The following is a 22,416-nucleotide window of genomic DNA, read 5'->3' as shown; positions in this document are numbered from 1 at the left end:
TCCTTCTCCGTTGCACAAGCGGTCATCGACATCACGAGCAGAGCGGCGACGGTCAGCGCGACGCCCGTCCGCTGAGGAGAGCCTCTACCCGCCATGGGAGGCTCCCACGACCGCCTTCTGGAAGGCGGTCGGTCCGAGCGGCCGGTTCTCGGTCAGCAGGTCGAGTCGCCGGGAGACGGCCCACGCCGCGTTCTGCAGGGACTCGGTGTTCGTGTCGAGGTACCCCGCGAGATCGCCGTCGTCGCTCTTCAGCGCAGCGTGATCCGTCACGATCCTCCCGGCGTCGCCTCCGGTCTCCACACCGAAGACGCGCGCGCCGAAGTCCTCGTCAGCGGGATCCGTATGGTGGTTCCAGCTGAAGGCGCGGCCCATCCACGCGGCCTCGTCGCCGCTCTCGGTCTCGCCGAGGTACTTGTCCCGCGCCTGCCCCGCGAAGACGGATTCCGCGTGTAGGTCGCTCGCCTCGTCGACGCTGTCCGGGAGGCCGGCCGAGCCCAGCGTCACGACGACCCCGAGCTCGACGTCCGAGCGCGAGGCGGCGACGGCCATGACGGTGCTGCCGTAGGAGTGGGCGACGACGTTCGGCTTCGGCAGGTCGTCGCCCCGGACCGCGGAGAGCCCCTGGACAGCCGAGGCGAGTGCGGCGCCGCCGGCGACGGCTTGGTTCGAGGTGAGGACGTCCATGCCGTTCCCGCCGAGCCGCGCCATCGGCGGGGTCTCGTAGCCGATCCAGGAGACGACGGCGCTGCCGGGCGGGAGGAGCGACTGCAGATTCTGCGACGCCTTCGCCCATCGGGTCATGCTCTCCGTCGTCTGCCCCATCCCGGGGACGGCGTAGGTGACGTTCGTGGCGGTGTCGGGATCGCCGATCGAGACAGCGGCCAGCGGAGGCTCGTCGGCGGTCAGGGAGACGAGGAAGCGCGAGTCCTGACCGAGACCGCGCCGCAGCGATGCCCGCACGTCCCTCAGCGCCACCAGCTGCGACTCCACCGCCGCGAGTCGCTCCCCGTCGCCTGCCTTCCCGCGCAGGCCCGCCGCCTCGCTCCTCAGCGCCGCGATCCGCGCCCTCAGCGCCCTCTCGTTCGCCCTCGCCCGGGCGCGGTAGGGCACCCCCTCCAGATTCCCGATCACCCCGGGCAGACCGGCGACCAGCGCCTCCTGCTGCGGCGAGAAGCGCGCGCCGTCCGTGGAGTCGAGGCTCCGCCACCAGTCGTTCACGAGGGTCGGAGCCAGTCGCCCGAGGCGCGCCGCGAGGTCGGGCGACCCCGCCAGGAGTGTCGCGAGATCGTCGGACGAGAGCGCCGCGAGGGAGTCGAGCAGGCTCCGGCCGCCCCGGGGCCGCACCAGGGTGCCGACGGCGTCGAGGACCGGAACGGAGAGCGCCGCTCCCCCCGCGGCGGTGAAGGCCAGGGAGATCTGCTCGACCCAGGTCGCGTCGGCCGCACCGATCGACAGCAGCTCGCGGAAGCCCCGGAGCACCGAGAAGGACTCGACCGGCGCCCACGAGCAGCGGTTGCCGAAGGCTCCCCAGGCGGCCATCAGATCCTGGAGCCGGGAGCGCATCGCCTCGTCCGCCTGCCGGGTCTGCGAGACGAAGACGTCGAGGCGCTCGGGGTCGGCGGAGGTCGTGCCTCCCGCGGCGGGGCCGCCCGGGGACGTGCGGGGCACCGACCGGGGGGAGAACAGCGCACGGATCGGCGGAGGCACGACCGGCCGATCGGACGGCGGCCGGTCGACGACCTCCTCGACTCCCGCCGCGAGGGCCGCGACCGGATCGAGGCGGCGCTGCCGCTCGCGCTCGTCCGCCCGCCGCTCCCAGGCCGCGTACTCCTCCCGGCGCCGACGCTCCTCCTCGGCCTTCCTCGCCACGAGCCGCACCGTGTCGGCGAGCTCGTGCAGCTCGGCGCTCAGCCGACCGCGGTTCTCCCTGTCGCAGAGGCGGACCCGGCGGAACAGCTCGGCGTACGCGCCGCGGAACTCGCCCAGTGCGTACTCGGCAGCGACGGACCTCAGCAGCTCCTGGGAGGCGAGCGCCTCCGCCGCCTCGTCCGAGGTGCGGACCAGCTCCGCCGCTGCTGCATGATCGAAAGAGAACAGGGTCATCGCCTCCTGAGTGAGAACATCTCAGGAAATGTAGAACGACCACGACGGCGTCGGCCCCGGGTGGCGCGAGACGGCGCGCGGTCAGCGCGCCCGCGCCGCGTCCGGCGGCACGCAGAAGTGGCGCGGACCGCATCGGTCCGCGCCACTCGTTCAGATCACGCGGCTCACTCCGCCGCGGTCAGCCGCTCCAGGTACCCCGCGAACGCGCGCAGGTCCTCCTCGGGCCATGCGCTCAGCGCCTCCTGCATCCGCTGCCGCTGACGGCCGCCGAGGTCGCGCATCCGCTCGCATCCGGCCGCGCTGAGCGAGAGGAACCGCGCTCGGCCGTCGGCGGGATCGGAGGTCATCTCGACCAGGCCCAGCTCGGCGAGCTGGCGGGCCTGGCGGCTGATCGCGCTGCGGTCGACCCCGAGCCGCTCCGCCGCGGCACCGGAGTGGACCGGACCGCAGCGCTCGAGGATCCGCAGCAGCCGCAGTCCGAAGGGCGGCAGCGCCGGGTCGATCGACGCCGCCGCGTCCCGGACGGCGAGGCGCACCTGGACGGCGAGCACGGTGATCTGCTCCTCGACCTCGTGCAGCGCCTCGGCCGAGGGCGCGGCGGCGGGCATCAGGAGCGCTCGATCACGTCGACGGAGCCGGTGGGAGCAGCGTGCCGGGCGTGCCCGACCGGCTCCTCCTGCCGCTCCTCGTCGGCGTGGCGGCCGTGTCCGACGGGAGTGGCCTCGCGACCCTCCCGGGCGTGCGTCGCGTCGTCCGTCCGCCGGGCCTGGCCGACGGGGCGGAGCGCCGCCTGGCCGTCCGAGGCGGCGATGAGGGCGTCCTCCGCGGCCTGCAACGGAGTGGTCGGCTCCGCCTTGAGCTGCACCGCGTTCTTCGAGCCGAGGCTCACGTTGGGCAGGAGGACGACGGCGATCAGCGTGACCACGGCGAGCGGGATGCTGTAGAGGAACACGTCGCCGACGCCGATCCCGTAGGCGCTCTCGACCACGACGCGCACGGCGTCGGGCAGGGTCGCCGGCTGCGGGATCGTGCCGCTGCCCAGCGCCTGCGCGGCGAGAGCCTGGTCGGCGGGAGCGAGCCCCGCGATGCCGGTCTTGATGCGGTCGGCGATCACGGTGCCGAGCATCGAGCCCAGGACCGAGACTCCGACGGTGCCGCCGAGGCTGCGGAAGAACGTGACCGCGCTGGTCGCGACGCCGAGGTTCTTCACCTCGATCGAGTTCTGCACCACCAGGACGAGGTTCTGCATCAGCATGCCCAGGCCGGCGCCGAGGACGGCCATGTAGATCCCGACGAGGACCAGGTCCGTGTCGTAGCGGAGGGTGCTGAGGAGGGAGGTTCCGATCACGGCGAGCACGCCGCCGCTGATCATGATCGCCTTCCACTTGCCGGTGCGGGAGATGATCCCGCCGAAGATCGTCGAGGCGATCAGCAGGCCGGCCATCATCGGGATGGTGAGCAGGCCCGACTGGGTCGGCGTGGCTCCGCGGGCCAGCTGCATGTACTGCGCGAGGAAGACGGCGACGCCGAACATCGAGACGCCGACCGAGATGCTCGCCACGACGGCGAGGCTGAAGGTGCGGTTCTTGAACATCCCCATCGGGATGATCGGCTCGGCCACGGTGAGCTCGGTGATCACGGCGGCGATGAGCAGCACGACGGCGCCGCCGACCATGACCGCGGTCTCCCACGAGGCCCAGTCGAAGTTCTTGCCGGCGAGGGAGACCCAGATCAGCAGGAGCGAGACTCCGCCCGCGATGAGCACGGCGCCGAGGTAGTCGATCCGCACCTTGCGCTTCGGGTGCGCGGGGAGGCGGAGGGTCATCTGGAGGAGGACGATCGCGACGATCGCGACGGGCATCGCGATGAAGAAGTTCCAGCGCCAGCCGAACGCGTCGGTCACGACGCCGCCCAGGAGCGGGCCGCCGACGGTGCCGATCGCCATCACGCCGCCGAAGAGGCCGGCGTACTTGCCGCGCTCACGGGGGCTGATGATGTCGGCCATGATGATCTGGCTCAGCGCGGCGAGTCCGCCGGCGCCCAGGCCCTGGAACACGCGGAAGACGATCAGCATGTTCGTGTCCTGCGAGAAGCCGGCCAGAGCGGAGCCGATGACGAACAGCCCGAGGGCGAGCTGGATCAGCAGCTTGCGGTTGAACAGGTCGGCGAACTTGCCCCAGAGCGGGGTGGAGACCGTGGTCGCGAGCAGGGTCGCGGTGACGACCCAGGTGTAGGCGTTCTGGTCGCCCTTGAGGTCGGAGATGATCCGGGGCAGCGAGGTCGACACGACCGTGCCCGCGAGGATCGAGACGAACATGCCCAGCAGCAGGCCGCTGAGCGATTCGAGCACCTGGCGGTGCGACATGGCGCCGTCCGGCCCGGCGGGGGCGTGCGGCGCGGTGGTTCCGCGCGATGCGGCGCGGTGTTCGGGGTGTGACATGGGCTCCTCTTCAGCACGGCGGCGGTTCTAGTTGACCGCGATCAACTATTGACCGAGAGCAACTATATAGCCGGGCGTCACGAATCTCCAGTGGCACTCTGCTGCCGTCCAGGCGCCGCTCCGGCCGCGCCTATCCTCGGAGCATGGACAACATCGATCGGAAGATCCTCGATCTGCTGCGCCAGAACTCCCGCGCGGGCTACGGCGACATCGGCGGCGTGGTCGGGCTCTCCGCCTCCGCGGTGAAGCGCCGCGTCGACCGCCTCGTGGCCGACGGCGTGATCCGCGGCTTCACGATCAAGGTCGACCCCGCGGTCGACGGCATGGCCACCGAGGCCTACGTCGAGCTCTTCTGCCGCGGCACCGTCGCTCCGGACGAGCTCCGCCGCATCCTCTCCGCGGTCCCCGAGGTCGTCGACGCGGGCACGGTCACCGGCTCCGCCGACGCGATCGTCCACATCCGCTCGCGCGACATCCCCAGCCTCGAGCTCGCCCTCGAGAAGGTCCGCATCGCGCCCAACGTCGACCACACGCGCTCCGCGATCGTCCTCTCCCGCCTCATCCAGCGCAGCGAGGCCTGACGGATCGCGCCACCTCCTCGACGCGCGTCGCGACCGCCTGGTACTCCATACCTGTATGGTTAATCCAGGAGGGCGAGCGTGAGCGACAGGGAACAGGCCGGTACGGCGGCACGACGGAGACGGCGCATCTGGCTGATGCTGCCGGCACTGTTCGTCGGCGTCCTGGCCGGGCACCTCGTCGCGACCGCGGTGGGCGCCGAGGATCCGTGGGACGTCGTGGTCACCGCCGCCGTCGCGGCAGCGGTGGCGTCCGTCGTCCTCGCCCTCGTCGACCGGCGGCGCTGAGCCCTCCCTCCTGGATCGGAATCCGAGGGAGGGAACGACGATGGAACGACAGAGGAAGAGCACGGCACTGGTCGCGGCGGCGGCCGCTCTGCTGGCGGTGCCGCTGTTCACAGCGCAGGCCGCGCACGCCGAGCCGGCGAGGCAGGAGACGAGCAGCCGGGTGCACCTCGAGGCACGGGGCGGATCGGCGTCGACGGTGACCTTCGACGTCACCGACGACACGCGGATCGTCGAGCTGGCGGGCGGCGGGGTCGGCTTCACGGACGGCGCCGAGACGTCCGACGCACTCCCGGAGAGGATCGACGTCGGACGCGGCCGCACCGTGTCGGGCCACTGGTCGATCGACGACTCCGACACGCTCACCTTCCACTTCGCCCCGGACTCGGCGTCCCGCTCGGCGGCGGGCGGCCTGCACCTGAACAGCGACTGGAGCTCGCCCGAGTGGGGCCACTGCGTCGCCGGGAGCGGCGTCAGCGGTGCCGCGACCGGCGGGGTGATCGGCGCGATCTCCGGTCCCGGCGCGATCGCCTCCGCGACCGGCGGGCTGCTCGCGGGGATCATCGGCGGAGCGATCACCTGCTGAGCGCCGCCTCCTGAACGACCCGGATCAGGCGGGCGCGTCCGCTGCGGTGTGGACGCGCTCGCCGCCGATCCAGGTGCCCAGCACCCGGGTGTCCCCGATCGCGCGGGGGTCGCCGGCGAAGGGGTCCCGGTCCAGCAGGGCGAAGTCCGCCGCGAGTCCCACCCCGATCGAGCCCGACTCGCCCTCCAGGCCGTTCACCCACGCCGAGCCGGCCGTGGAGGCGGAGAGGGCGGTGGCGAGGTCGAGGCGCTGCTCCGGGAGGAACACCTCCTCGCTCCACCCCGGCTCGCGCTCGGACGGCGCCGAGAGCCGGTTCACCGCGACGTGGATCGCGGCGAGCGGGTCGGGCGTCGACACCGGCCAGTCGCTCCCCGCGGCGAGCACCGCGCCCGAGCGGAGCAGGTCGCCGAAGGGGTACTGCCACGAGCCGCGCCGCTCACCGAGGAACGGCAGCGTCAGCTCCACCATCTGCGGCTCCAGCGAGGCCCACAGCATCTGCAGGTTGGCCGTGACGTCGAGCGCACGGAAGCGCGGCAGGTCGTCCGGATGCACGACCTGCAGGTGGGCGAGGTGGTGGCGGTTGCCGCGGCGCCCGTTCGCCTCGATCGCCCGCTCGACGGCGCCCAGGCACTCGCGCACGGCGCGATCGCCGATCGCGTGGAAGTGCACCTGGAACCCGGCCGCGTCCAGGAGCGGCACGGCCTCGTTCAGGAGGCGCGGGTCGACCATCGAGAGGCCGTCGCCGTGACCGTGGCCGCCGTGCCCGTCGAGGTAGGGCTCGAGCATCGCCGCCGTGAAGTTCTCGGCGACCCCGTCCTGCATGATCTTGACGGTCGTCGGCGCGAAGCCGTCGGCGGCGAGCGCCGCGCGCCGCTCGACGAGCTCCGGGATCTGCTCGACGCCGCGGCCCCGATCCCACCACAGCGCACCGCGGACGCGCCCGGTCAGCTCGCCGCTCAGCGCCGCGCGGCGGTACACCGGACCGGGATCTCCCACATCGCCGTAGGAGCCGATGATCGCGTCCTGCCACGCCGTCACTCCGAACGAGTGCAGGGTCTCCTGCCCGAGGAGCAGCGCGCGGTGGAGCTCGTCCGCGCTCGCGGGCGGGAGGTGGCGGCGGACCGCGTCCATCGCCCCCTCGTGCAGGGTGCCGGAGGGGGTGCCGTCGGCCAGGCGCTCGATGCGGCCGTCGGCGGGGTCCGGCGTCGTGCGGTCGATCCCCGCGAGGCGCAGTGCGGCGGAGTTGACCCAGGCACCGTGCCCGTCGGCGTTGGTGAGGAAGGCGGGCCGGTCAGGGACGACCGTGTCGAGCTCGCGGGCGGTCGGAGTGCCTCCGGGGAAGCCGGGCAGGTTCCAGCCGCCGCCGAGGATCCACTCCGCTCCGCTCTCCCGAGCCGCGTACTCGGCGACCGTCGCCAGGTGCTCGGCGGGCGACCCTCCCGCTCCGAGCCAGCAGCGCAGCAGCGCGGCACCGCCCCAGACCGGGTGCACGTGGGCGTCCTGGAAGCCGGGGACGAGCATCCGGTCCTCGAGGTCGACCACCTCGGTGCGCGGCCCGATCAGGTCGGAGGCGTCGGCGCCGACCGCGACGATCCGCCCTCCGACGACAGCGACGCCGTGCGCTCGGGAGCGCACGGCGTCGGCGGTGAAGACGGCGCCGCCGGTCAGGACGAGATCGGCGGCGCGCACGGGTTCAGAAGCCCGCGGGAGCGAAGGCCTGCGTCATCTGGGAGAAGAGCGACACCGTCCAGCCGATCGCGATGAGGAACGACACGACCACGACGCCGAGGAAGACCCAGAGCGGGAGGAGTCCGCCGCCGGTCACGCGCTTCACGACCACGCTGCGGCCGATCACGTAGACGTAGGGAGCGGCGAGGAAGGCCCACGCCCAGTGGAACGGACTCTGCAGGCCGGCTCGCTTCAGCTGGCGCCCGTCGAGGAAGGCGAAGACGACCTCCGCCGCGTAGATCAGGAAGCCGACGACCTGGAGCACGCCGAGGCCGACGAGGTAGGCGGTCGACATCCCCATCGAGGAGCTCGGCCCGTAGGTCGAGGCCATCGACGAGTCGACGATCGCGCTCGGCGGGAGGAGGAAGATCGACAGCGCCGAGAGCAGCGGCAGGAGAACCACCACCCAGATCCACGGGGTGGACGTGACGATGCTCGTGTCGCGCTGCTGCACGGGTGCTCCCGGAGCCGCGGCATAGGCCGGGTACTGCGGCTGCTGCTGGCCGTAGGGCTGCTGCGGCTGCTGCGGCTGCTGCGGCTGCTGCGGCTGCTGGCCGTACTGCTGGGGAGCCTGCTGGCCGTAGCCCTGCTGCGGCTGCTGCGGCTGCTGCTGGCCGGCGCCCTGCTGGCCGTAGCCCTGCCCGTAGCCCTGCTGCCCGTAGCCCTGCTGGCCGTAGCTCTGCTGCGGGTCGGCGGACGACGGCTGCTGCGGATACCGACCCGAGGCCGACTGTCCGTAGCTCGTCGCCGCTCCGCTCGACGTCTCCCCGTAGGCGGGACGCTCGGCGGGTGGCGCGGGCGGAGTCGGTGCGGTCGGCGGAACGGGAGTCGCGGCGGCCTGCGCCGACCCGCTCTCGGCCGGGGCGGTGGGAGTGGCCGCCGGCGCGTCGCGGAGCGACTCCGTCCAGCCGGTCCCGTCCCACCAGCGCTGACGGGACGAGCCCGCCGGGTCCGGGTACCACCCGGCGCGGGGTCCGGAGGCCTCGCCGCCCGTGCTCGCGCCCTGGTCCGTGCCGGTTCCGTTGTCGTCCGTCATGGCGTCCTCCACTCCCCTCCGGGCGTCTGCCCGCGATCTCGGACCACCGTAGCGCCGCGACACGATGCATGGCCTGAGGGCGGGCTGATCGCGCGCTGTCCGAGCGCTGTCCGCTCCGGCAGACGCCGGAGGCCGCCGACCGCCAGGATGGACGCATGCCCCACCTCCTCCGAGCCCGCGCCACCCTCTTCGACATGGACGGGACGCTCGTCGACTCGACGGCCGTCGTCGAGACCATCTGGGGCGCCTTCGCCGAGCGCTTCGGTCTCGACCACGACGCGGTGCTCGGCGCCGTTCACGGTGTCCGCGCCGCCGACAGCGTCCGCCGCTTCGCTCCGGCCGGCAGCGACGTCGACGCGATCGTCGCGGAGCTCGACGAGTACGAGCTCGAGCACACCGAGGGCACCGTCGAGATCCCCGGCGCGACGGCGTTCCTCGCCTCACTCCCCCGCGAGCGCGTCGCCCTGGTCACGTCCGCGAGCCCGGCACTGGCGGCCGCCCGTCTGGCCGCGGCGGGCGTCCCCTCCCCCGACACCGTCGTCACCGCGCACGACGTCGCGAACGGCAAGCCTGCTCCCGACGGCTACCTCGCCGCCGCGGCCCTGCTCGGCGTCTCCCCCGAGGACGCGCTGGTGTTCGAGGACGCCGAGGCCGGCATCCGGGCGGGTCTGGACGCCGGCATGCGCGTCATCGTCGTCGGGAGCCACGAGAGTGCGAGCACCCGGGGGCTGCCCCGGATCGCGCACTACTCCGACGCGCACGCCGCGCTCGAGGGCGACGAGCTCGTCGTCACCCTCGGCGGGCCTCAGTAGCGGATCGCGTCGATCACCTTCACCCGCACGGCGACGATCGCCGGCACCAGGCCCGCGAGCGCGCCGACGAGGGTCGCCGCCCCGAGCCCGAGCAGCGCCGCCTCGGCCGGGAAAGGCGGGATGTCGGCGATCCCGTTGTCCTGCACGAAGGCCACCGTCCACGGGTTGGTGACGAGGATGACCGCGATCGTCACGCCGACCACTCCGGCGACCACGGTCGCCACGACGCTCTCCATCATGATCGAGAAGAAGATGCGGCCGGAGGAGGCGCCGAAGCTGCGCCGGATGCCGATCTCGCGGATCCGCTGCCGGACGGTGACCAGGGCGATGTTGAGCAGTCCGAGCGCGCCGAGCGCCAGCACCAGGCCCGCCACGCCGCCGATCACCCAGGTCAGCACGCCGAAGGGGTCGGAGTCGTAGACCAGGTAGTCCTGCCGGTCGACCGACACCTCGAAGTCGGATCCCAGGGCGCCGGCCACGTCGCGCTCCACCGCCGCGGCGAGGGGCTCGGCCAGGTCGAGCGGCACCCACATCTCGTAGTTCGGCACGCCCTGCCCGCCGTACTGCGGGTCGGCGTCGCGGGCGACCGCCGGGTAGGCGTCCGCGAGCATCATCATCGACGGGTCCGTCTCGAACTGCGAGGAGGGAGTCACGCCGACCACCACGCCCGTGACGTCGCGCTCGGAGCCGAGCAGGGTGACCACCGGGTGGGTGCGCAGATCCGGGCTCCCGATCCGCTCCCAGAAGCGCTCGTTGACGACGAGGGCGGGAGCGAGGCGCTGGGAGTCGCGGGCGGTGAACCAGGAGCCGTCCACGATCTTCAGCCGGTGCATCTCGGCGAAGGGCTGGTCGACCGCCTGCACCGCGACGTCGACGGCGCCGTCGGCGAACTGGACGCGCGCGCTGCCGTAGGTCGAGCGGCTCGCGTAGGTGATGGAGTAGCGCTCCAGCGCACCGGTCCACGCGGCCTGGAGTGCGTCGGCATCCACCTCGGCGGTGCCGGTACCGGAGGGGTAGGCGGAGAGGAAGAGGCTCGCCGGGCGCCCGCTGGAGCGCTCGGCCTGCTCGATGCTGGCCTGGCGGGCGATGCCGCCGGCGGCGACGACCGCGGTCAGGGCGGCGACGGCCACCGCGACTCCGACCAGCGAGAGCAGCACGCGGCCGCGGTGGATCCGCAGCTCGGTCCACGCCTCGACGATCGCGCCGGCGATCCCGACGAGCGCGCGCATCAGAGGACCCCCGCCTCGGCGACGGGGCCCGCATCCGCGGTCGAGCCCAGGCGGCCGTGGTCGAGCCGGTAGTGGCGCTCGGCCCGCGCCGCGATGGCCGGGTCGTGGGTGATGGTGACCAGCGCCGAGCCGGACTCGCGGGCGATCTCGTCGAGCAGGCCCATCACGCTCTCGCCGGTGTCGGTGTCGAGGGCGCCCGTCGGCTCGTCGGCGAGGATCAGCCGCGGTCGGCGCACCAGGGCGCGGGCGATCGCGATCCGCTGCTGCTCGCCGCCCGACATGCGCCCGGGCATCGAGTCCACGCGGTGCCCGAGGCCGACCCGCTCCAGCATCTCGGCCGCGAGGTCGCGGCGGCGCCAGAACTCCGATCCGGTCGCGTAGAGCAGCGGCGTCATCACGTTCTCGCGGGCGGTCCGCCCCTCCAGCAGGTTGAACTGCTGGAAGATGAAGCCGATGCTGCCGCCGCGGATGCGCGCGCGGGCCCGCGAGGACAGGGTCTCGGTGGGAGCACCCTCGAGCAGCATCCGCCCCTCGGTCGGCTCGTCGATGAGTCCGAGGATGTTGAGCAGCGTCGACTTGCCGGAGCCGCTGCGCCCCACGACCGAGACGTGGTCGCCCTCGCCCACCTCGAGATCGACGCCGTCGAGGATCGTCAGCGGCGGTGCATCGGGCAGCGGGACGACCTTGCGGATCCCCTCGAGCCGGAGGATCGTCACGAGCAGAAGACCGAGCCGTCGGGCTGCGCGATGCAGTCGCCGCCCAGCTGGACGTCGGGAGCAGCCTCCTCCGCGCCCGGCACGAACTGCAGGAGCTCGGCGCCCTCCTCCACTCCGCCGGTGATCTCGACGGAGCTGCCGTCGGTGAGTCCCAGCGTCACCGGGACCTCCTCGGTGCTGCCGTCGTCCGCCCGGCGGAACACGACGCCGGACTGGGCGGTGCCCTCGACCGCGGTGGTCGGCACGACGAGGACGTCCTCCGCCTTGCCTCCCGCGAGCGTCACCGAGGCGGCGAGCCCGGGGAACACGGTGACCTCCGTCGGCACCTGGCAGGTGAAGCTCGTGCCGGAGCCGCCGGTGGAGGTTCCACCGCCGCCGCCGTCCGTCGCTCCGCCGGTCGTGCCGCCCTCGCCGGCTCCGGCGAGAGGGGTGCTGATGGTGAGGTCGGTGCAGGTGAAGCCGGCGGGCCCGCCCGTGATCGCGACCTGCGCCTCCGTCGGCCGGTTCTGGATGCGGTAGAGCTGCTGCGCGTCGATCGTGCCGGTGACGGCGTAGCTCGGCGGCGCGACCTGTCCGGTCACCTCGCCGACCGTGACGGCCTGGTCGTGGATGACGCCGAGCGCGCTGAGGGTGCCGCCGGTCGCGGCGTAGACCCGCTCGAAGCGCACGGAGGGCTCCTGCTGGGTGAGGGTGACGGCGCCGTCCGGGCCGGTCGTCTCGACCGGGTCGCGCGGAGTCTCGACGCGGATGTCGTAGATGAGATCGCCCGACGCGACGGCCGCGCCCTGCTGCACGTAGACGTCGTCGACCGTTCCAGCCGCCGTCGCCTTCAGCGGCACGGCGGGGTCGGCGGCGACGGTGCCCTGGAGGGTGAGGTCGTTGGTGACCGTGCCGCGGGCGACCGTGACGGTCGGCTCGGTGATCTCACCGGTCGGCTGCGTCGGATCGGCCTCGGCCGCGCCGTCCGGGAAGAACGCGATCTTCACCAGGGCGATGCTCGCCGCTCCGATGATGACCATCCACACGATCGGGAACACCCAACGCCGAACCGCACCCATCAAGTCCCCCGACTCCGCTTCCAGAGCGCTCCGCCGTGGGGCGCCGGAGGCAGCCTATCCGGCGACGAGGTGGCGTCCCGGACCGTGGCGCGCCCGTCAGCCGACGAGCGCCGCGACGATCGAGGCGACGCGGCGCGCCCTCGTCTCGGCGGCCTTCGCGCCCTCGACCGACGTGACGTGGGCCTTCCGCGCGCTGGGCGAGAGCGCGGCGAAGCGCTCCGCAGCGCCCGCCGAGGCCAGCGCGGACGCCAGGTCCTCCGGCACGACGACCTCGCGCGGCACGGTGTCGAGCTCGATCACGACGTCGATCGCGTCACCGCCGGCGAGCTGCGTCTCGCGGCGCTTCTCGGCCGAGAACGGGATGAGCGCGCGTCCGCCCATCGCTCCGACCGTGCTGGTGAAGCGGTAGCCGTTCACCGTCACCGCGACGGCGGGACGCTTGCCGCCGCCGAGTGCCTCGAGGACCTCGGGCGGCACCTCGATGCCGGTGTTGTTGCCGATCTGGAAGAGCGTCGTGGTGAACTGCACGAGGCGATGATGGCACCGATTCCCGCGTGTCGCGCGGCCGATCGCTGTACTGACGCGGAGGGCCGTCGACTCGATCCTCGTCGACCTCCCGTTCACGGATCCGGAGCGCTCGAGGGCGTTCTCCACGGCGCTCGGCCGGACCCTGGATCCCCTTTTCAGCCCTGAATCCTCTGTTCAGCGACGACGCCGCCTGCTCCGTCGCCTCCGAGCACGTGTCCGCGATGCTCCTCCCGCACCCCTCCTTCTCGACCTCCAGGTCGAAGGAGATCATCGACGCGCGCTCCCAGGTGCAGGCCCTCTTCGCGGTGAGCGTCGGCAGCCGGAGGAGGTCGGCGAGGTGCTCGGGAACGGGCCGGCCTCCGGCGGCGCCGAGCCGGTCGCGGTGCAGGACCTCGGCTCCATGCGGGCGCGGCCTCGAGGACCCTGACTGGCACGTCCGGGAGTCCCTGTACACGGATCCGGCCGCGGCCGGTCCGCCCCGGGAGTGAGGGGTCGGCGCGCTCAGCAGGAGCGGGTGTCGGGGTCTCCGAGCGAGGAGCGCACGGCGTCGACCGTCATCCTGCCCTCGGGGTCGAGCCGGGCGAGCATGCGCGACATGATGTCGGCCAGCTGCGGGATCTGCTCGGCGTCGAGCGGATCGATGACGTCGGCCAGCACGGTCGCGACGTGACCGGGCGCCGTGTCGACGATCTTCTGGAGGCCGGCGTCGGTGAGCACCGCGTTCGTGGCGCGGCCGTCGGAGGCGCAGGGGCGGCGCTCGAGGTAGCCGCGGGCGACGAGGCGGGTCACCACGTGCGAGAGCCGGGGCAGGGTCGCGTTGGTGCGGGCGGCGAGCGTGGTCATCCGGAGGGCGCGGTCGGGCGCCTCGGACAGCATCGCCAGCGTCAGGTACTCGAAGTGCGTGAGCCCCGCGTCGCGCTGCAGCTGCGTGTCGAGGGCGCCAGGCAGCAGTTCCACGACCGCGATGAAGCGCAGCCAGGCGTCGAGCTGATCGGGCGTCAGCCAGCGTGTCTCGGGCGCACTCATCCCCCCACCCTATCCACTACTTGCCGCGACAAGTAAGTCCCCCCGTCGCCCCTCGTCGAGCCGCGTCCCGAGGCTCCGTCGGGACGCCGACCCGCGCCCGCCTGATCCACACCATCCCCGCAAGCACCGCCCCCGAGGCGAACCAGCGATCCGCGTACCAGCGGATCGCTGTAGCCGAACGCCCCCCGCTCCTCAGAACGCACCCCGTCGCCAAGCCGACCGCGCCACGCCCGTCAGGGACGGGCGTGGAATCGACTACAGCACGTCGTCGCTCAGATCGATCGGGTTGCCGAAGCGGTGGTTCGTGATCGAGATCGCCTGCTCGCGGAGGAAGGGCAGCAGTTCGACGCGGCCGGCGGGGGTGACCGGGTCGGCGTAGACGGCGGTGTCGAGGGCGCCGCCGAGGGCTTCGGCGAGGGCGGTCGCGAGGGGGACGCGGGATCCGTCGGCGCGGGTGAGCGGGACCGGAGTGCCCGTGCTGCCGCGGGTCATGCCGGCGACGACGTCGGTGAAGGAGCCGGTCGAGTCGGACGATCGGCGGACGACGGCCTGCTGTCCGTGCGTCGGGCTGCCGGGGGCCTGCGGGCCCGCGTAGCCGTCGACGCGGTCGGAGACGATGTCGCCGATGATGCGGATGCGCGGGGCCGTGATGCGGCCGGCCGCGGCGCGCTCGAGCCACTGGGCGTCGGTCTCGACGACGATGCGCGGGACGAGGCCCGCCATCTCGGCGAGCTCGTCGCCGCCGAGCATCTCCTGGACCCGCGGCGGGAGCGGGAGGGACGTGGAGATGTCCATCCGGGAGCGGGTCAGCAGGCCGGCGGCGATGACGCGGAGGAGCTCTCCGAGGTCGCCGCCGTCGGCCAGGCGCAGCGCGATCGGCACGCGGAGGTAGCGGAACAGGTTGCGCTCGACGCCGACCTTCGAGATGTCGGTGACGACTCCGAACTCGGTCGCCCAGGCGAGCTGGTCGGAGAGTGCGGAGCGGCGGAGCAGGTCGAACTGCTCGAACCGGAGCGAGGACTGGGCCGCCTCGATGAACTGGCGCGCGCGGTCGTCGAGGCCGCGCAGGTGCAGCGTCGAGGAGGAGCGCGCGGGTGAGGGCTTCCAGGAGCCGAGGCCGATGAGGTGGTTGGGTCCGCCCGCCTTCGCGCCGCCGCCGACGGACGAGCGCTTCCAGCCGCCGAAGGGCTGGCGCCGGACGATCGCTCCGGTGATGCCCCGGTTGACGTAGAGGTTGCCCGCCTCGACCGAGTCGATCCAGAGGGCGAGCTCGTCGGCGTGCAGGGAGTGGAGCCCGGCCGTGAGCCCGTACTCGGTGCCGTTCTGCATCCGGACGGCGTCCTCGAGGGTCGCCGCGTGCATGATCCCGAGCACCGGGCCGAAGAACTCGGTGAGGTGGACGTAGCTGTCCTCGGTGACGCCCTCGCGGATCCCCGGCGACCAGAGCGTGCCGCTCTCGTCGAGGCGCTGCGGCTCGACGAGCCACGACTCGCCTCCGCCCAGCGTGGTGAGCGCGTGCAGGAGCTTGCCGGTGGGCTCCTCGATGAGCGGCCCCATCACCGCCGACGGGTCATCGGGCCGGCCGACGCGGAGCGACGTGACGGCGTCGACCAGCTGGGCGCGGAAGCGCTTGGAGCGGGCGACCGAGCCGACCAGGATCACCAGGGAGGCGGCGGAGCACTTCTGGCCGGCGTGCCCGAAGGCGCTGCGGACGATGTCGGCGACGGCGAGGTCGTAGTCGGCGTGGGGAGTGACGATGATCGCGTTCTTGCCGCTGGTCTCGGCCTGCAGCGCGAGGCCGGGCCGCCAGGAGCGGAAGAGGCGGGCGGTCTCGTAGGAGCCGGTGAGCAGCACGCGGTCCACGAGGGGGTCGGTGATCAGCGCCCGTCCCAGCTCCTCCTCGTCGAGGTCGACCAGGGCGAGGAGCTCCTGCGGGACGCCCGCGTCCCAGAGCGCCTCGACGAGCACAGCCGCCGAGCGGCGGGCCTGGGGCGCCGGCTTCACCACGACTCCGGAGCCGGCGGCGAGCGCCGCGAGGATCGATCCGGCCGGGATGGCGACCGGGAAGTTCCACGGCGGAGCGACGACGGTGACCCGCGCGGGGACGAAGGTGGCCCCGGTGACGGCGTCGAGCTCGCGGGCGCGGGTGGCGTAGTAGTGGGCGAAGTCGATGGCCTCGGAGACCTCGGGGTCGGCCTCGGCGATCGTCTTGCCGGTCTCGGAGGCCATCACCTCGATCAGGCGGTCGCGGTTCGCGGCGAGGACGAGGCCGGCGCGGTCGAGCACGGCCGCTCGGTCGTAGCCCAGGCGCTCGCCCCAGCGCTCCGCGCGGCGGGACACCGTGCGCAGCACCTCCTGGAGCTCCGCCTCGGTGCTCACGCGTGCGGCGTCGGCCGTGCCCGCTCCGATGGTCGACCCGGCGATGCGCTCGGTGATCAGGCGCGCCCAGCGTCGGTTGCCGGGGAGGGCGGGGTCGGTGTCGGGCTCGTTGTGGAAGCCCGCGGTCGCGGCGGCCGCACCGGAGCCGCGGCTGAGGCCGAGGACGGCCTGCGTCAGGCCCGCGGCGGCCGGGTCCTGCGCCCGCTCGCCGGCGCGGGCGTGCTCCTGCACGAGGCGGCGGCCGGAGCCGGAGGACCACTCCCGCAGGCGGTCCTGCGTGCGGTTCGGCGGCGGGACGGAGTCGTCGAGGGCCTCGAGCGAGGCGCGGAAGCGGCCGAGCTCCCGCTGCAGCACCTCCTCGTCGTCGAGGCGGAACGCGGCCGAGAGGAAGTTCTCGGGGCTGCTGTTCTCCTCGAGCCGGCGGATGAGGTACGAGATGGCCACGTCGAACTCGTGCGGGTGCACGACGGGCGTGTAGAGGAGGAGTCGTCCCACGTCCTCGCGGACGGCGCGCGCCTGCCCGGTCGCCATCCCGAGCAGCATCTCGATCTCGACCGCGCCGGTCACCCCGCGCTCGGTCGCCGTGAGCCACGCCCAGGCGAGGTCGAAGAGGTTGTGCCCGGCGACGCCCACGCGCACCGCGTCGACGCGCTCCGGCCGCAGCGCCCGGTCGAGCAGGCGCTTGTAGTTCGTGTCGGCCTCCACCTTGCTGCCGACGGTCGCGAGCGGCCAGTCGTGCAGGGCCGCGTCGACCCGCTCCATCGCGAGGTTCGCGCCCTTCACGACGCGCACCTTGATCGGGGCTCCGCCGCGGGCCCGGCGCTCCTGCGCCCACTCGGTCAGCTCGTCGAGCACGCGGACGGAGTCGGGCAGGTAGGCCTGCAGGACGATGCCCGCCTCGAGGTCGAGCATGCCCGGCTGCTCGAGGAGGCGCCGGAACACGGCGACCGTCAGGTCGAGGTCGCGGTACTCCTCCATGTCGAGGTTGATGAAGGTGGGGTCGGCTCCGGACGCGGCGGCCTGGTAGAGCGGGGTGAGACGCTCCACGACGCGGTCGACCTCCTCCTCGAAGGCCCACATCGACAGCTGGCTGACGACGCTCGAGACCTTGACGCTGACGTAGTCGACGTCCGGCCGCTCGAGCAGGCGGAGGGTCCCCTCGAGGCGGCGGCGGGCCTCGCGCTCGCCGAGCACGGCCTCGCCGAGGAGGTTGAGGTTGAGCCGGTCGCCGCCCTCGCGCAGCGCGGCGACGGCCGCACCGAGACGCGCGTCCGAGGCGTCGACCACGAGGTGCCCGACGAGGCGGCGGAGGACCCGGCGGGCCGCGGGCACGACCACCCAGGGCAGCACGGGGCCGACGGCGCCGCCGGTGCTGATCGCGGCGCGCAGGTAGGAGGGGAGGAAGGCGGGCGTCTTCGCGGTGAGCGCCGCGAGGTTCTCGGCCGCGACCGAGAGGTCCTCGGGCCGGGCGACGCCGTCGACGAACCCGACGGTGAAGTCGAGTCCGTTCGGGTCCTGGAGCACGCCCGCGAGCCGCTGGGCGGCGGGCCCGACCGGGAACTCGCCGCTGCGCGCGATCCAGCGGCGGACCAGGGACTCGACGCGCTCGATCATCGGGCGGTCGTCGACCTCGGGCTCGGCGGCAGCGGGCGCCGCGTGCTCCGACTCCGACGCGGCGTCGGGCCCGCGCTGGACCTCGTCCTCAGCGTCGCGCACGACCTCGTCCTCCTCCTGAACACCGGGCTCGCGCAGGTCCTCGTCCTCAGCGTCGGACTCCTGCTCGTCCTGAGGCTCGGCCACGTCCTCGGACGCGGACTCCGGCGCCGGCACGACCTCGGCCCCGCTCACGGAGTCGCGCGCCTCACCGGCCTCGACCTCGTCGTCCGACCCCGTGCCGCCCTCCGGCGTCCGACCACCGATCGTCGCGTCGACCCCGCTCCGCACGGCCGCGTCGTCGGGCTCGCGCTCCGGGTCGCTGCCGGGCACACCTGGGGTCGTCGACTGCTGCATCCTCCGAGGCTAAGCCCGACCCGCCGCCCGGACGCGGCGTGACGCGGTGGTCGCGCCGACTCGCCCGCGAGCCGCCCCTGTGGAGGAGCGGATCAGTGCCGGCGGTGGTCCTGGATGGTCATCCGCGGGCCGTGCCGCGGCTTCCTCGCTCCGCTGCAGCCGATCAGCCGGATGACCCGCTGCCGGTGCCCGCGCCACGGCTCGAGGAGCTCGAGCATGCCGTCGTCGTCGACCCCGAGCCGGCCCGTGAGCGCGAAGCCGACGGCCGCGGCCAGGTGGTAGTCGCCCACGCTGACCGCGTCCGGATCTCCGTGGGCGCGCATCATCACCTCGGACGCCGTCCACGGCCCGATCCCCGGCACCGACTGCAGCCGGCGGGCGACCTCGTCGCCGCCCCGCCCGAGCGCGAGGGTTCGCTCGAGGCCGGAGGCGACGAGCGCGGCGGTGAGGACGGTCCGCGAGCGCCGCGGATCCACTCCCGCGCGGTGCCAGTCCCACGAGGGCACGCGCCGCCACTGCTGCGCGCTCGGAGCCACGTGCAGAGCGACCGGCCCCGGGGCGGGCTCCCCGTGGAGGCGCACCAGCACCCGGTAGGCGCGCCACGCCTCCGTGCTCGTGACCTTCTGCTCGAGGACCGACGGCGCGAGCATCTCGAACACCAGGTTCGCGCGCGTGAGGCGCAGGCCCGACGAGCGGCGGAGCACCTCGGCGAGCGGCGCGTGGGCCGACAGGTCGAGCCCGCTCCAGTCGTCGCCGTGGCCGAGGAGCTCGGGGACCGCGTCGATCAGCCACTCCGCTCCCCCGCCCCAGGCGCGCGCGTGGACCGCGCCGTCCGCCGCCTGCCGCAGGTGCAGCGTGCCCGGGCCGAGCGGCGTGCGGAACGCCCGCCAGAAGCCGGACGCGTCGAGGAGCATGGTCGGGTCGCCCGAGCCCCGCAGCAGCGTGCGGAGGGTGAGCGCGAGGCTCACGGGCTCCGACGGCGCGTAGACCGTCGCCCAGGATGGCTCGGGAGCAGGGGCGGGGATCGACACGCAGTGATGGTAACCGGCGGCTCCGACACCGGATCGGACGCTCCTCCGCAGAACCCCCATCCACGACGTGTTCGGAGCGACACACCCGGCGGATTGGTTCAGACGGCGTGAACACATGCGCGGATCCGATCGCCCGTTTCCACTGGTCAGCAGGTCGGTCCCGGGCGTAGCTTCGCGCTGTCGCGGCGGCGCTCCAGCCGCCCGGCACCCGCCTATCACTGGAGATGCGCACATGTTCGACACGACCTTCATCCGCAACGCGATCGTCAAGAGCTCTGAGACCGCTCTCGACCGTCGCCGCTTCTTCGAGGCCACCGGCGTCGCCGGCCTCGGCATCGGAGCCGCGGCCCTCGCCGCGCCCACCGCCTCCGCCGAGGAGGTCGCTGCCAGCGGCCCCAGCGACGCCTCGATCCTCAACTTCGCCCTCAACCTCGAGTACCTCGAGGCCGAGTTCTACCTCCGCGCCGTCTACGGCACCGGCCTCGGCGGCTCGGACGTGACCGGCAAGGGCACGCCCGGCGGCGTCATCGGCGGCCGCCCCGTCGACTTCAAGACCCCGTGGCTGAAGAGCTTCGCCACCGAGGTCGCGAACGACGAGAAGGCCCACGTGCAGTTCCTGCGGGCCGCGCTGGGCACCGCGAAGGTGGCCCGCCCGGCGATCAACCTGAAGGACAGCTTCAACTCCGCCGCCGTTGCGGCGGGGCTGATCAAGGCCGGTCAGTCATTCGACCCGTTCGCGAGCGAGTCGAACTTCCTGCTCGGCGCCTTCGTCTTCGAGGACGTGGGAGTGACCGCCTACAAGGGCGCCGCCCCGCTCATCCAGTCGAAGACCTACCTCGACGCGGCCGCCGGCATCCTCGCGGTGGAGGCGTACCACGCGGGCGCGATCCGCTCGGCGATCTACGCCGCCGACCTGTCCGACTCGGCGAACAAGCTCTCCGACGCGCGCGACAGCCTCGACGGCAAGACCGACCTCGACCAGGGCGTCAAGGTCAACGGCCAGGCGAACATCGTCCCGACCGACGGCAGCTCCATCGCGTTCAGCCGCACCCCGGGCCAGGTCCTCAACATCGTGTACCTGAACCCCGCGGCCGGGACGCGCACCGGCGGATTCTTCCCCCGCGGCGTCAACGGCGAGCTCGTCACGACCTAGTCCCACCAGCACCGAGCACGACGACGGGCCCTTCCTCGAGGCGGCGAGGAGGGGCCCGTCGTCGTCCGCGTGCACATCCGTTCACCGGGTCCTCTAACCTGAGCGGGTGAAGATCGGGATCCTGACCTCCGGTGGCGACTGCCCCGGCCTCAACGCCGTCATCCGCGGTGCCGTCTACAAGGGCATCAAGGTCTACGACCAGGAGTTCGTGGGCTTCCGGAACGGCTGGCGCGGAGTGGTCGACGGCGACCTCCTGCCCCTGGGCCGCCCCGAGATCCAGGGCATCGCCAAGCAGGGCGGCACGATCATCGGCACCAGCCGGACGAACCCCTTCGAGGGCGAGAACGGCGGCCCCGAGAAGATCGCCGAGATGATGGACCGCAACGGCATCGACTCGATCATCGCGATCGGCGGCGAGGGCACCCTGGCGGCGGCCAAGCGCCTCACGGACGCGGGCCTCAAGATCGTCGGCGTCCCCAAGACCATCGACAACGACCTCGGCGCCACCGACTACACCTTCGGCTTCGACACCGCCGTCGGCATCGCGACCGACGCGATGGACCGCCTCCGCACCACCGGCGACTCGCACGGCCGCTGCATGGTCGCCGAGGTCATGGGCCGCCACGTCGGCTGGATCGCCCTGCACTCCGGCATGGCCGCGGGCGCCCACGTCATCCTCATCCCGGAGAAGCGCACCTCCCTAAACCAGATCGTCGAGTGGGTGCAGAGCGCGCAGGACCGCGGGCGCGCACCGCTCGTCGTGGTCGCCGAGGGCTTCTCGCTCGACACGATGGACGACGCCCACTCCGAGCGCGGCCTCGACGCCTTCGGCCGGCCCCGCCTCGGCGGCATCGGCGAGCTGCTGGCCCCGCTCATCGAGGAGCGCACCGGCATCGAGACCCGCGCCACGACGCTCGGCCACATCCAGCGCGGAGGCACGCCCACCGCGTTCGACCGCGTCCTCGCGACCCGCCTGGGCATGGCCGCCATCGACTCCGTCGTCGCCGAGCACTGGGGCCGCATGGTCGCCCTGCGCGGCACCGACATCTACCACGTGGACTTCGCCGAGGCGCTCGGCACCCTCAAGACGGTCCCGGACGCCCGCTACGAGGAGGCGCGCACCCTCTTCGGGTAGCGCGCGCTCCCCGCGGAGCGGGTCAGCCCTTCGCGCCGTCCGGCGTCGCCGTGGCGACGATCTGCGCCCGCGCGAGGGTGTGGAAGTGCGCGTTGAAGCCGAGGATCGCCGGCGTCGACTCCGGATCGAGGTCGAGCGACTCGACGTCGAGGGCGTGCACCACGAAGAAGTAGCGGTGCTCGCGGTCCGGCGGCGCCGCTCCGACGAACTGGCGCAGCCGCATCTCGTTGGGCAGCGTCTGCGCGCCCGACGGGAGCAGCTCGAAGCCGGCGGCTCCGGCTCCCGTGGGGAGCTCCGTGGTGTCGGCCGGGAGGTTGTAGACGGCCCAGTGCCAGAAGCCGGAGCCGGTGGGCGCGTCGGGGTCGAACACCGTCACGGCGAAGCTCTTCGTCTCGGCGGGGGCTCCCGACCAGCGCAGGTGCGGCGAGACGTCCTCCCCGCCGGAGCCCTCGCCGTAGTGGCGGGCGGACAGGGGCGCACCGTCGGCGATGTCGTCGCTCTCGAGCGCGAAGGTCGGCACCTCGCCGAGGCGGGCGTAGGGGTCGTAGGTCCAGTCGGACATCCGGTTTCTCCGTTCGGGAAG

General features: G+C 73.2%; 19 protein-coding genes. 6 read left to right on the top strand and 13 right to left on the bottom strand.

Translation table 11 applies throughout. From position 1 onward, the window contains the following. Positions 1 to 84: 84 nt before the first annotated feature. The 3 genes from C5D36_RS04440 to C5D36_RS04430 all read right to left on the bottom strand — a co-directional run bounded on the left by C5D36_RS04440 (position 85) and on the right by C5D36_RS04430 (position 4,468). Positions 85 to 2,103 (bottom strand): alpha/beta hydrolase, encoded by a 2,019-nt coding sequence (locus tag C5D36_RS04440; protein ID WP_104295268.1) that lies wholly within the window; start codon positions 2,101 to 2,103, stop codon positions 85 to 87. Between the two features lie 164 nt (positions 2,104 to 2,267). Next, positions 2,268 to 2,711: a MarR family winged helix-turn-helix transcriptional regulator gene (locus C5D36_RS04435; protein WP_104222853.1), complete on the bottom strand. Its 444-nt coding sequence runs from the start codon at positions 2,709 to 2,711 to the stop codon at positions 2,268 to 2,270. Further along, positions 2,711 to 4,468, bottom strand: a complete 1,758-nt coding sequence (locus C5D36_RS04430) for an MDR family MFS transporter (protein ID WP_104273714.1) — start codon at positions 4,466 to 4,468, stop codon at positions 2,711 to 2,713. The genes C5D36_RS04435 and C5D36_RS04430 overlap by 1 nt, the downstream gene beginning before the upstream one ends. Positions 4,469 to 4,686: 218 nt before the next feature. Between C5D36_RS04430 and C5D36_RS04425 the strand changes: the two genes are divergently transcribed. From C5D36_RS04425 to C5D36_RS04420, 3 genes are all read left to right on the top strand, one after another. After that, positions 4,687 to 5,124 (top strand): Lrp/AsnC family transcriptional regulator, encoded by a 438-nt coding sequence (locus C5D36_RS04425; protein ID WP_104222855.1) that lies wholly within the window; start codon positions 4,687 to 4,689, stop codon positions 5,122 to 5,124. 78 nt (positions 5,125 to 5,202) lie between these two features. Then, the gene (locus C5D36_RS16510; protein WP_146076614.1) at positions 5,203 to 5,409 is read left to right on the top strand and encodes a hypothetical protein; all 207 of its coding nucleotides are present in this window, start codon (positions 5,203 to 5,205) and stop codon (positions 5,407 to 5,409) included. A 40-nt stretch (positions 5,410 to 5,449) separates the two neighbouring features. Beyond that, the gene (locus C5D36_RS04420; protein WP_104295267.1) at positions 5,450 to 5,992 is read left to right on the top strand and encodes a hypothetical protein; all 543 of its coding nucleotides are present in this window, start codon (positions 5,450 to 5,452) and stop codon (positions 5,990 to 5,992) included. A gap of 24 nt (positions 5,993 to 6,016) precedes the next feature. On the opposite strand, the gene C5D36_RS04415 is transcribed toward C5D36_RS04420, so the two are convergent. Then, positions 6,017 to 7,681: an amidohydrolase gene (locus C5D36_RS04415; RefSeq protein WP_104295266.1), complete on the bottom strand. Its 1,665-nt coding sequence runs from the start codon at positions 7,679 to 7,681 to the stop codon at positions 6,017 to 6,019. A 4-nt stretch (positions 7,682 to 7,685) separates the two neighbouring features. Then, complete coding sequence (locus C5D36_RS04410; RefSeq protein ID WP_146083691.1) at positions 7,686 to 8,756, bottom strand: DUF2510 domain-containing protein; 1,071 nt, start codon at positions 8,754 to 8,756, stop codon at positions 7,686 to 7,688. A gap of 155 nt (positions 8,757 to 8,911) precedes the next feature. Between C5D36_RS04410 and C5D36_RS04405 the strand changes: the two genes are divergently transcribed. Continuing rightward, positions 8,912 to 9,568, top strand: a complete 657-nt coding sequence (locus C5D36_RS04405; RefSeq protein ID WP_104295264.1) for an HAD-IA family hydrolase — start codon at positions 8,912 to 8,914, stop codon at positions 9,566 to 9,568. Here the strand turns inward: C5D36_RS04405 and C5D36_RS04400 are convergent. The 7 genes from C5D36_RS04400 to C5D36_RS04365 all read right to left on the bottom strand — a co-directional run bounded on the left by C5D36_RS04400 (position 9,562) and on the right by C5D36_RS04365 (position 19,545). Next, positions 9,562 to 10,797 (bottom strand): ABC transporter permease, encoded by a 1,236-nt coding sequence (locus tag C5D36_RS04400; protein ID WP_104295263.1) that lies wholly within the window; start codon positions 10,795 to 10,797, stop codon positions 9,562 to 9,564. The two genes, C5D36_RS04405 and C5D36_RS04400, sit on opposite strands and share 7 nt — an antisense overlap. Beyond that, positions 10,797 to 11,513 carry an ABC transporter ATP-binding protein gene (locus C5D36_RS04395; RefSeq protein ID WP_104246911.1) on the bottom strand — a complete coding sequence of 239 codons (717 nt, stop codon included), beginning with the start codon at positions 11,511 to 11,513 and terminating at the stop codon, positions 10,797 to 10,799. Before C5D36_RS04395 ends, C5D36_RS04400 begins: the two co-directional genes overlap by 1 nt. Beyond that, the gene (locus C5D36_RS04390) at positions 11,510 to 12,532 is read right to left on the bottom strand and encodes an efflux RND transporter periplasmic adaptor subunit (protein WP_104246912.1); all 1,023 of its coding nucleotides are present in this window, start codon (positions 12,530 to 12,532) and stop codon (positions 11,510 to 11,512) included. The genes C5D36_RS04395 and C5D36_RS04390 overlap by 4 nt, the downstream gene beginning before the upstream one ends. 135 nt (positions 12,533 to 12,667) lie before the next feature. Beyond that, entirely contained in the window at positions 12,668 to 13,099 is a 432-nt protein-coding gene (locus C5D36_RS04385) for a YdeI/OmpD-associated family protein (RefSeq protein WP_104295303.1), read from the bottom strand. 501 nt (positions 13,100 to 13,600) lie between these two features. Next, entirely contained in the window at positions 13,601 to 14,125 is a 525-nt protein-coding gene (locus C5D36_RS04375; protein ID WP_104233099.1) for a MarR family winged helix-turn-helix transcriptional regulator, read from the bottom strand. 255 nt (positions 14,126 to 14,380) lie between these two features. Continuing rightward, positions 14,381 to 18,118: a proline dehydrogenase family protein gene (locus C5D36_RS04370; RefSeq protein ID WP_104295302.1), complete on the bottom strand. Its 3,738-nt coding sequence runs from the start codon at positions 18,116 to 18,118 to the stop codon at positions 14,381 to 14,383. A 488-nt stretch (positions 18,119 to 18,606) separates the two neighbouring features. Beyond that, positions 18,607 to 19,545 carry a DNA-3-methyladenine glycosylase gene (locus tag C5D36_RS04365; protein WP_258062865.1) on the bottom strand — a complete coding sequence of 313 codons (939 nt, stop codon included), beginning with the start codon at positions 19,543 to 19,545 and terminating at the stop codon, positions 18,607 to 18,609. A gap of 232 nt (positions 19,546 to 19,777) precedes the next feature. Between C5D36_RS04365 and C5D36_RS04360 the strand changes: the two genes are divergently transcribed. Continuing rightward, complete coding sequence (locus C5D36_RS04360; protein WP_104222865.1) at positions 19,778 to 20,698, top strand: ferritin-like domain-containing protein; 921 nt, start codon at positions 19,778 to 19,780, stop codon at positions 20,696 to 20,698. 106 nt (positions 20,699 to 20,804) lie between these two features. Beyond that, a complete protein-coding gene (locus C5D36_RS04355) occupies positions 20,805 to 21,833 on the top strand; it encodes a 6-phosphofructokinase (protein ID WP_104226151.1) in 1,029 nt (342 codons plus the stop codon). A 22-nt stretch (positions 21,834 to 21,855) separates the two neighbouring features. On the opposite strand, the gene C5D36_RS04350 is transcribed toward C5D36_RS04355, so the two are convergent. After that, complete coding sequence (locus tag C5D36_RS04350) at positions 21,856 to 22,395, bottom strand: YbhB/YbcL family Raf kinase inhibitor-like protein (RefSeq protein WP_104295261.1); 540 nt, start codon at positions 22,393 to 22,395, stop codon at positions 21,856 to 21,858. Positions 22,396 to 22,416 lie beyond the last annotated feature (21 nt).

It is taken from the genome of Rathayibacter sp. AY1C6 (genome assembly GCF_002931535.1).
In the GTDB taxonomy this organism is placed as follows: Bacteria; Actinomycetota; Actinomycetes; order Actinomycetales; family Microbacteriaceae; genus Rathayibacter.
This window is presented reverse-complemented; position numbering and strand designations above follow the sequence as displayed.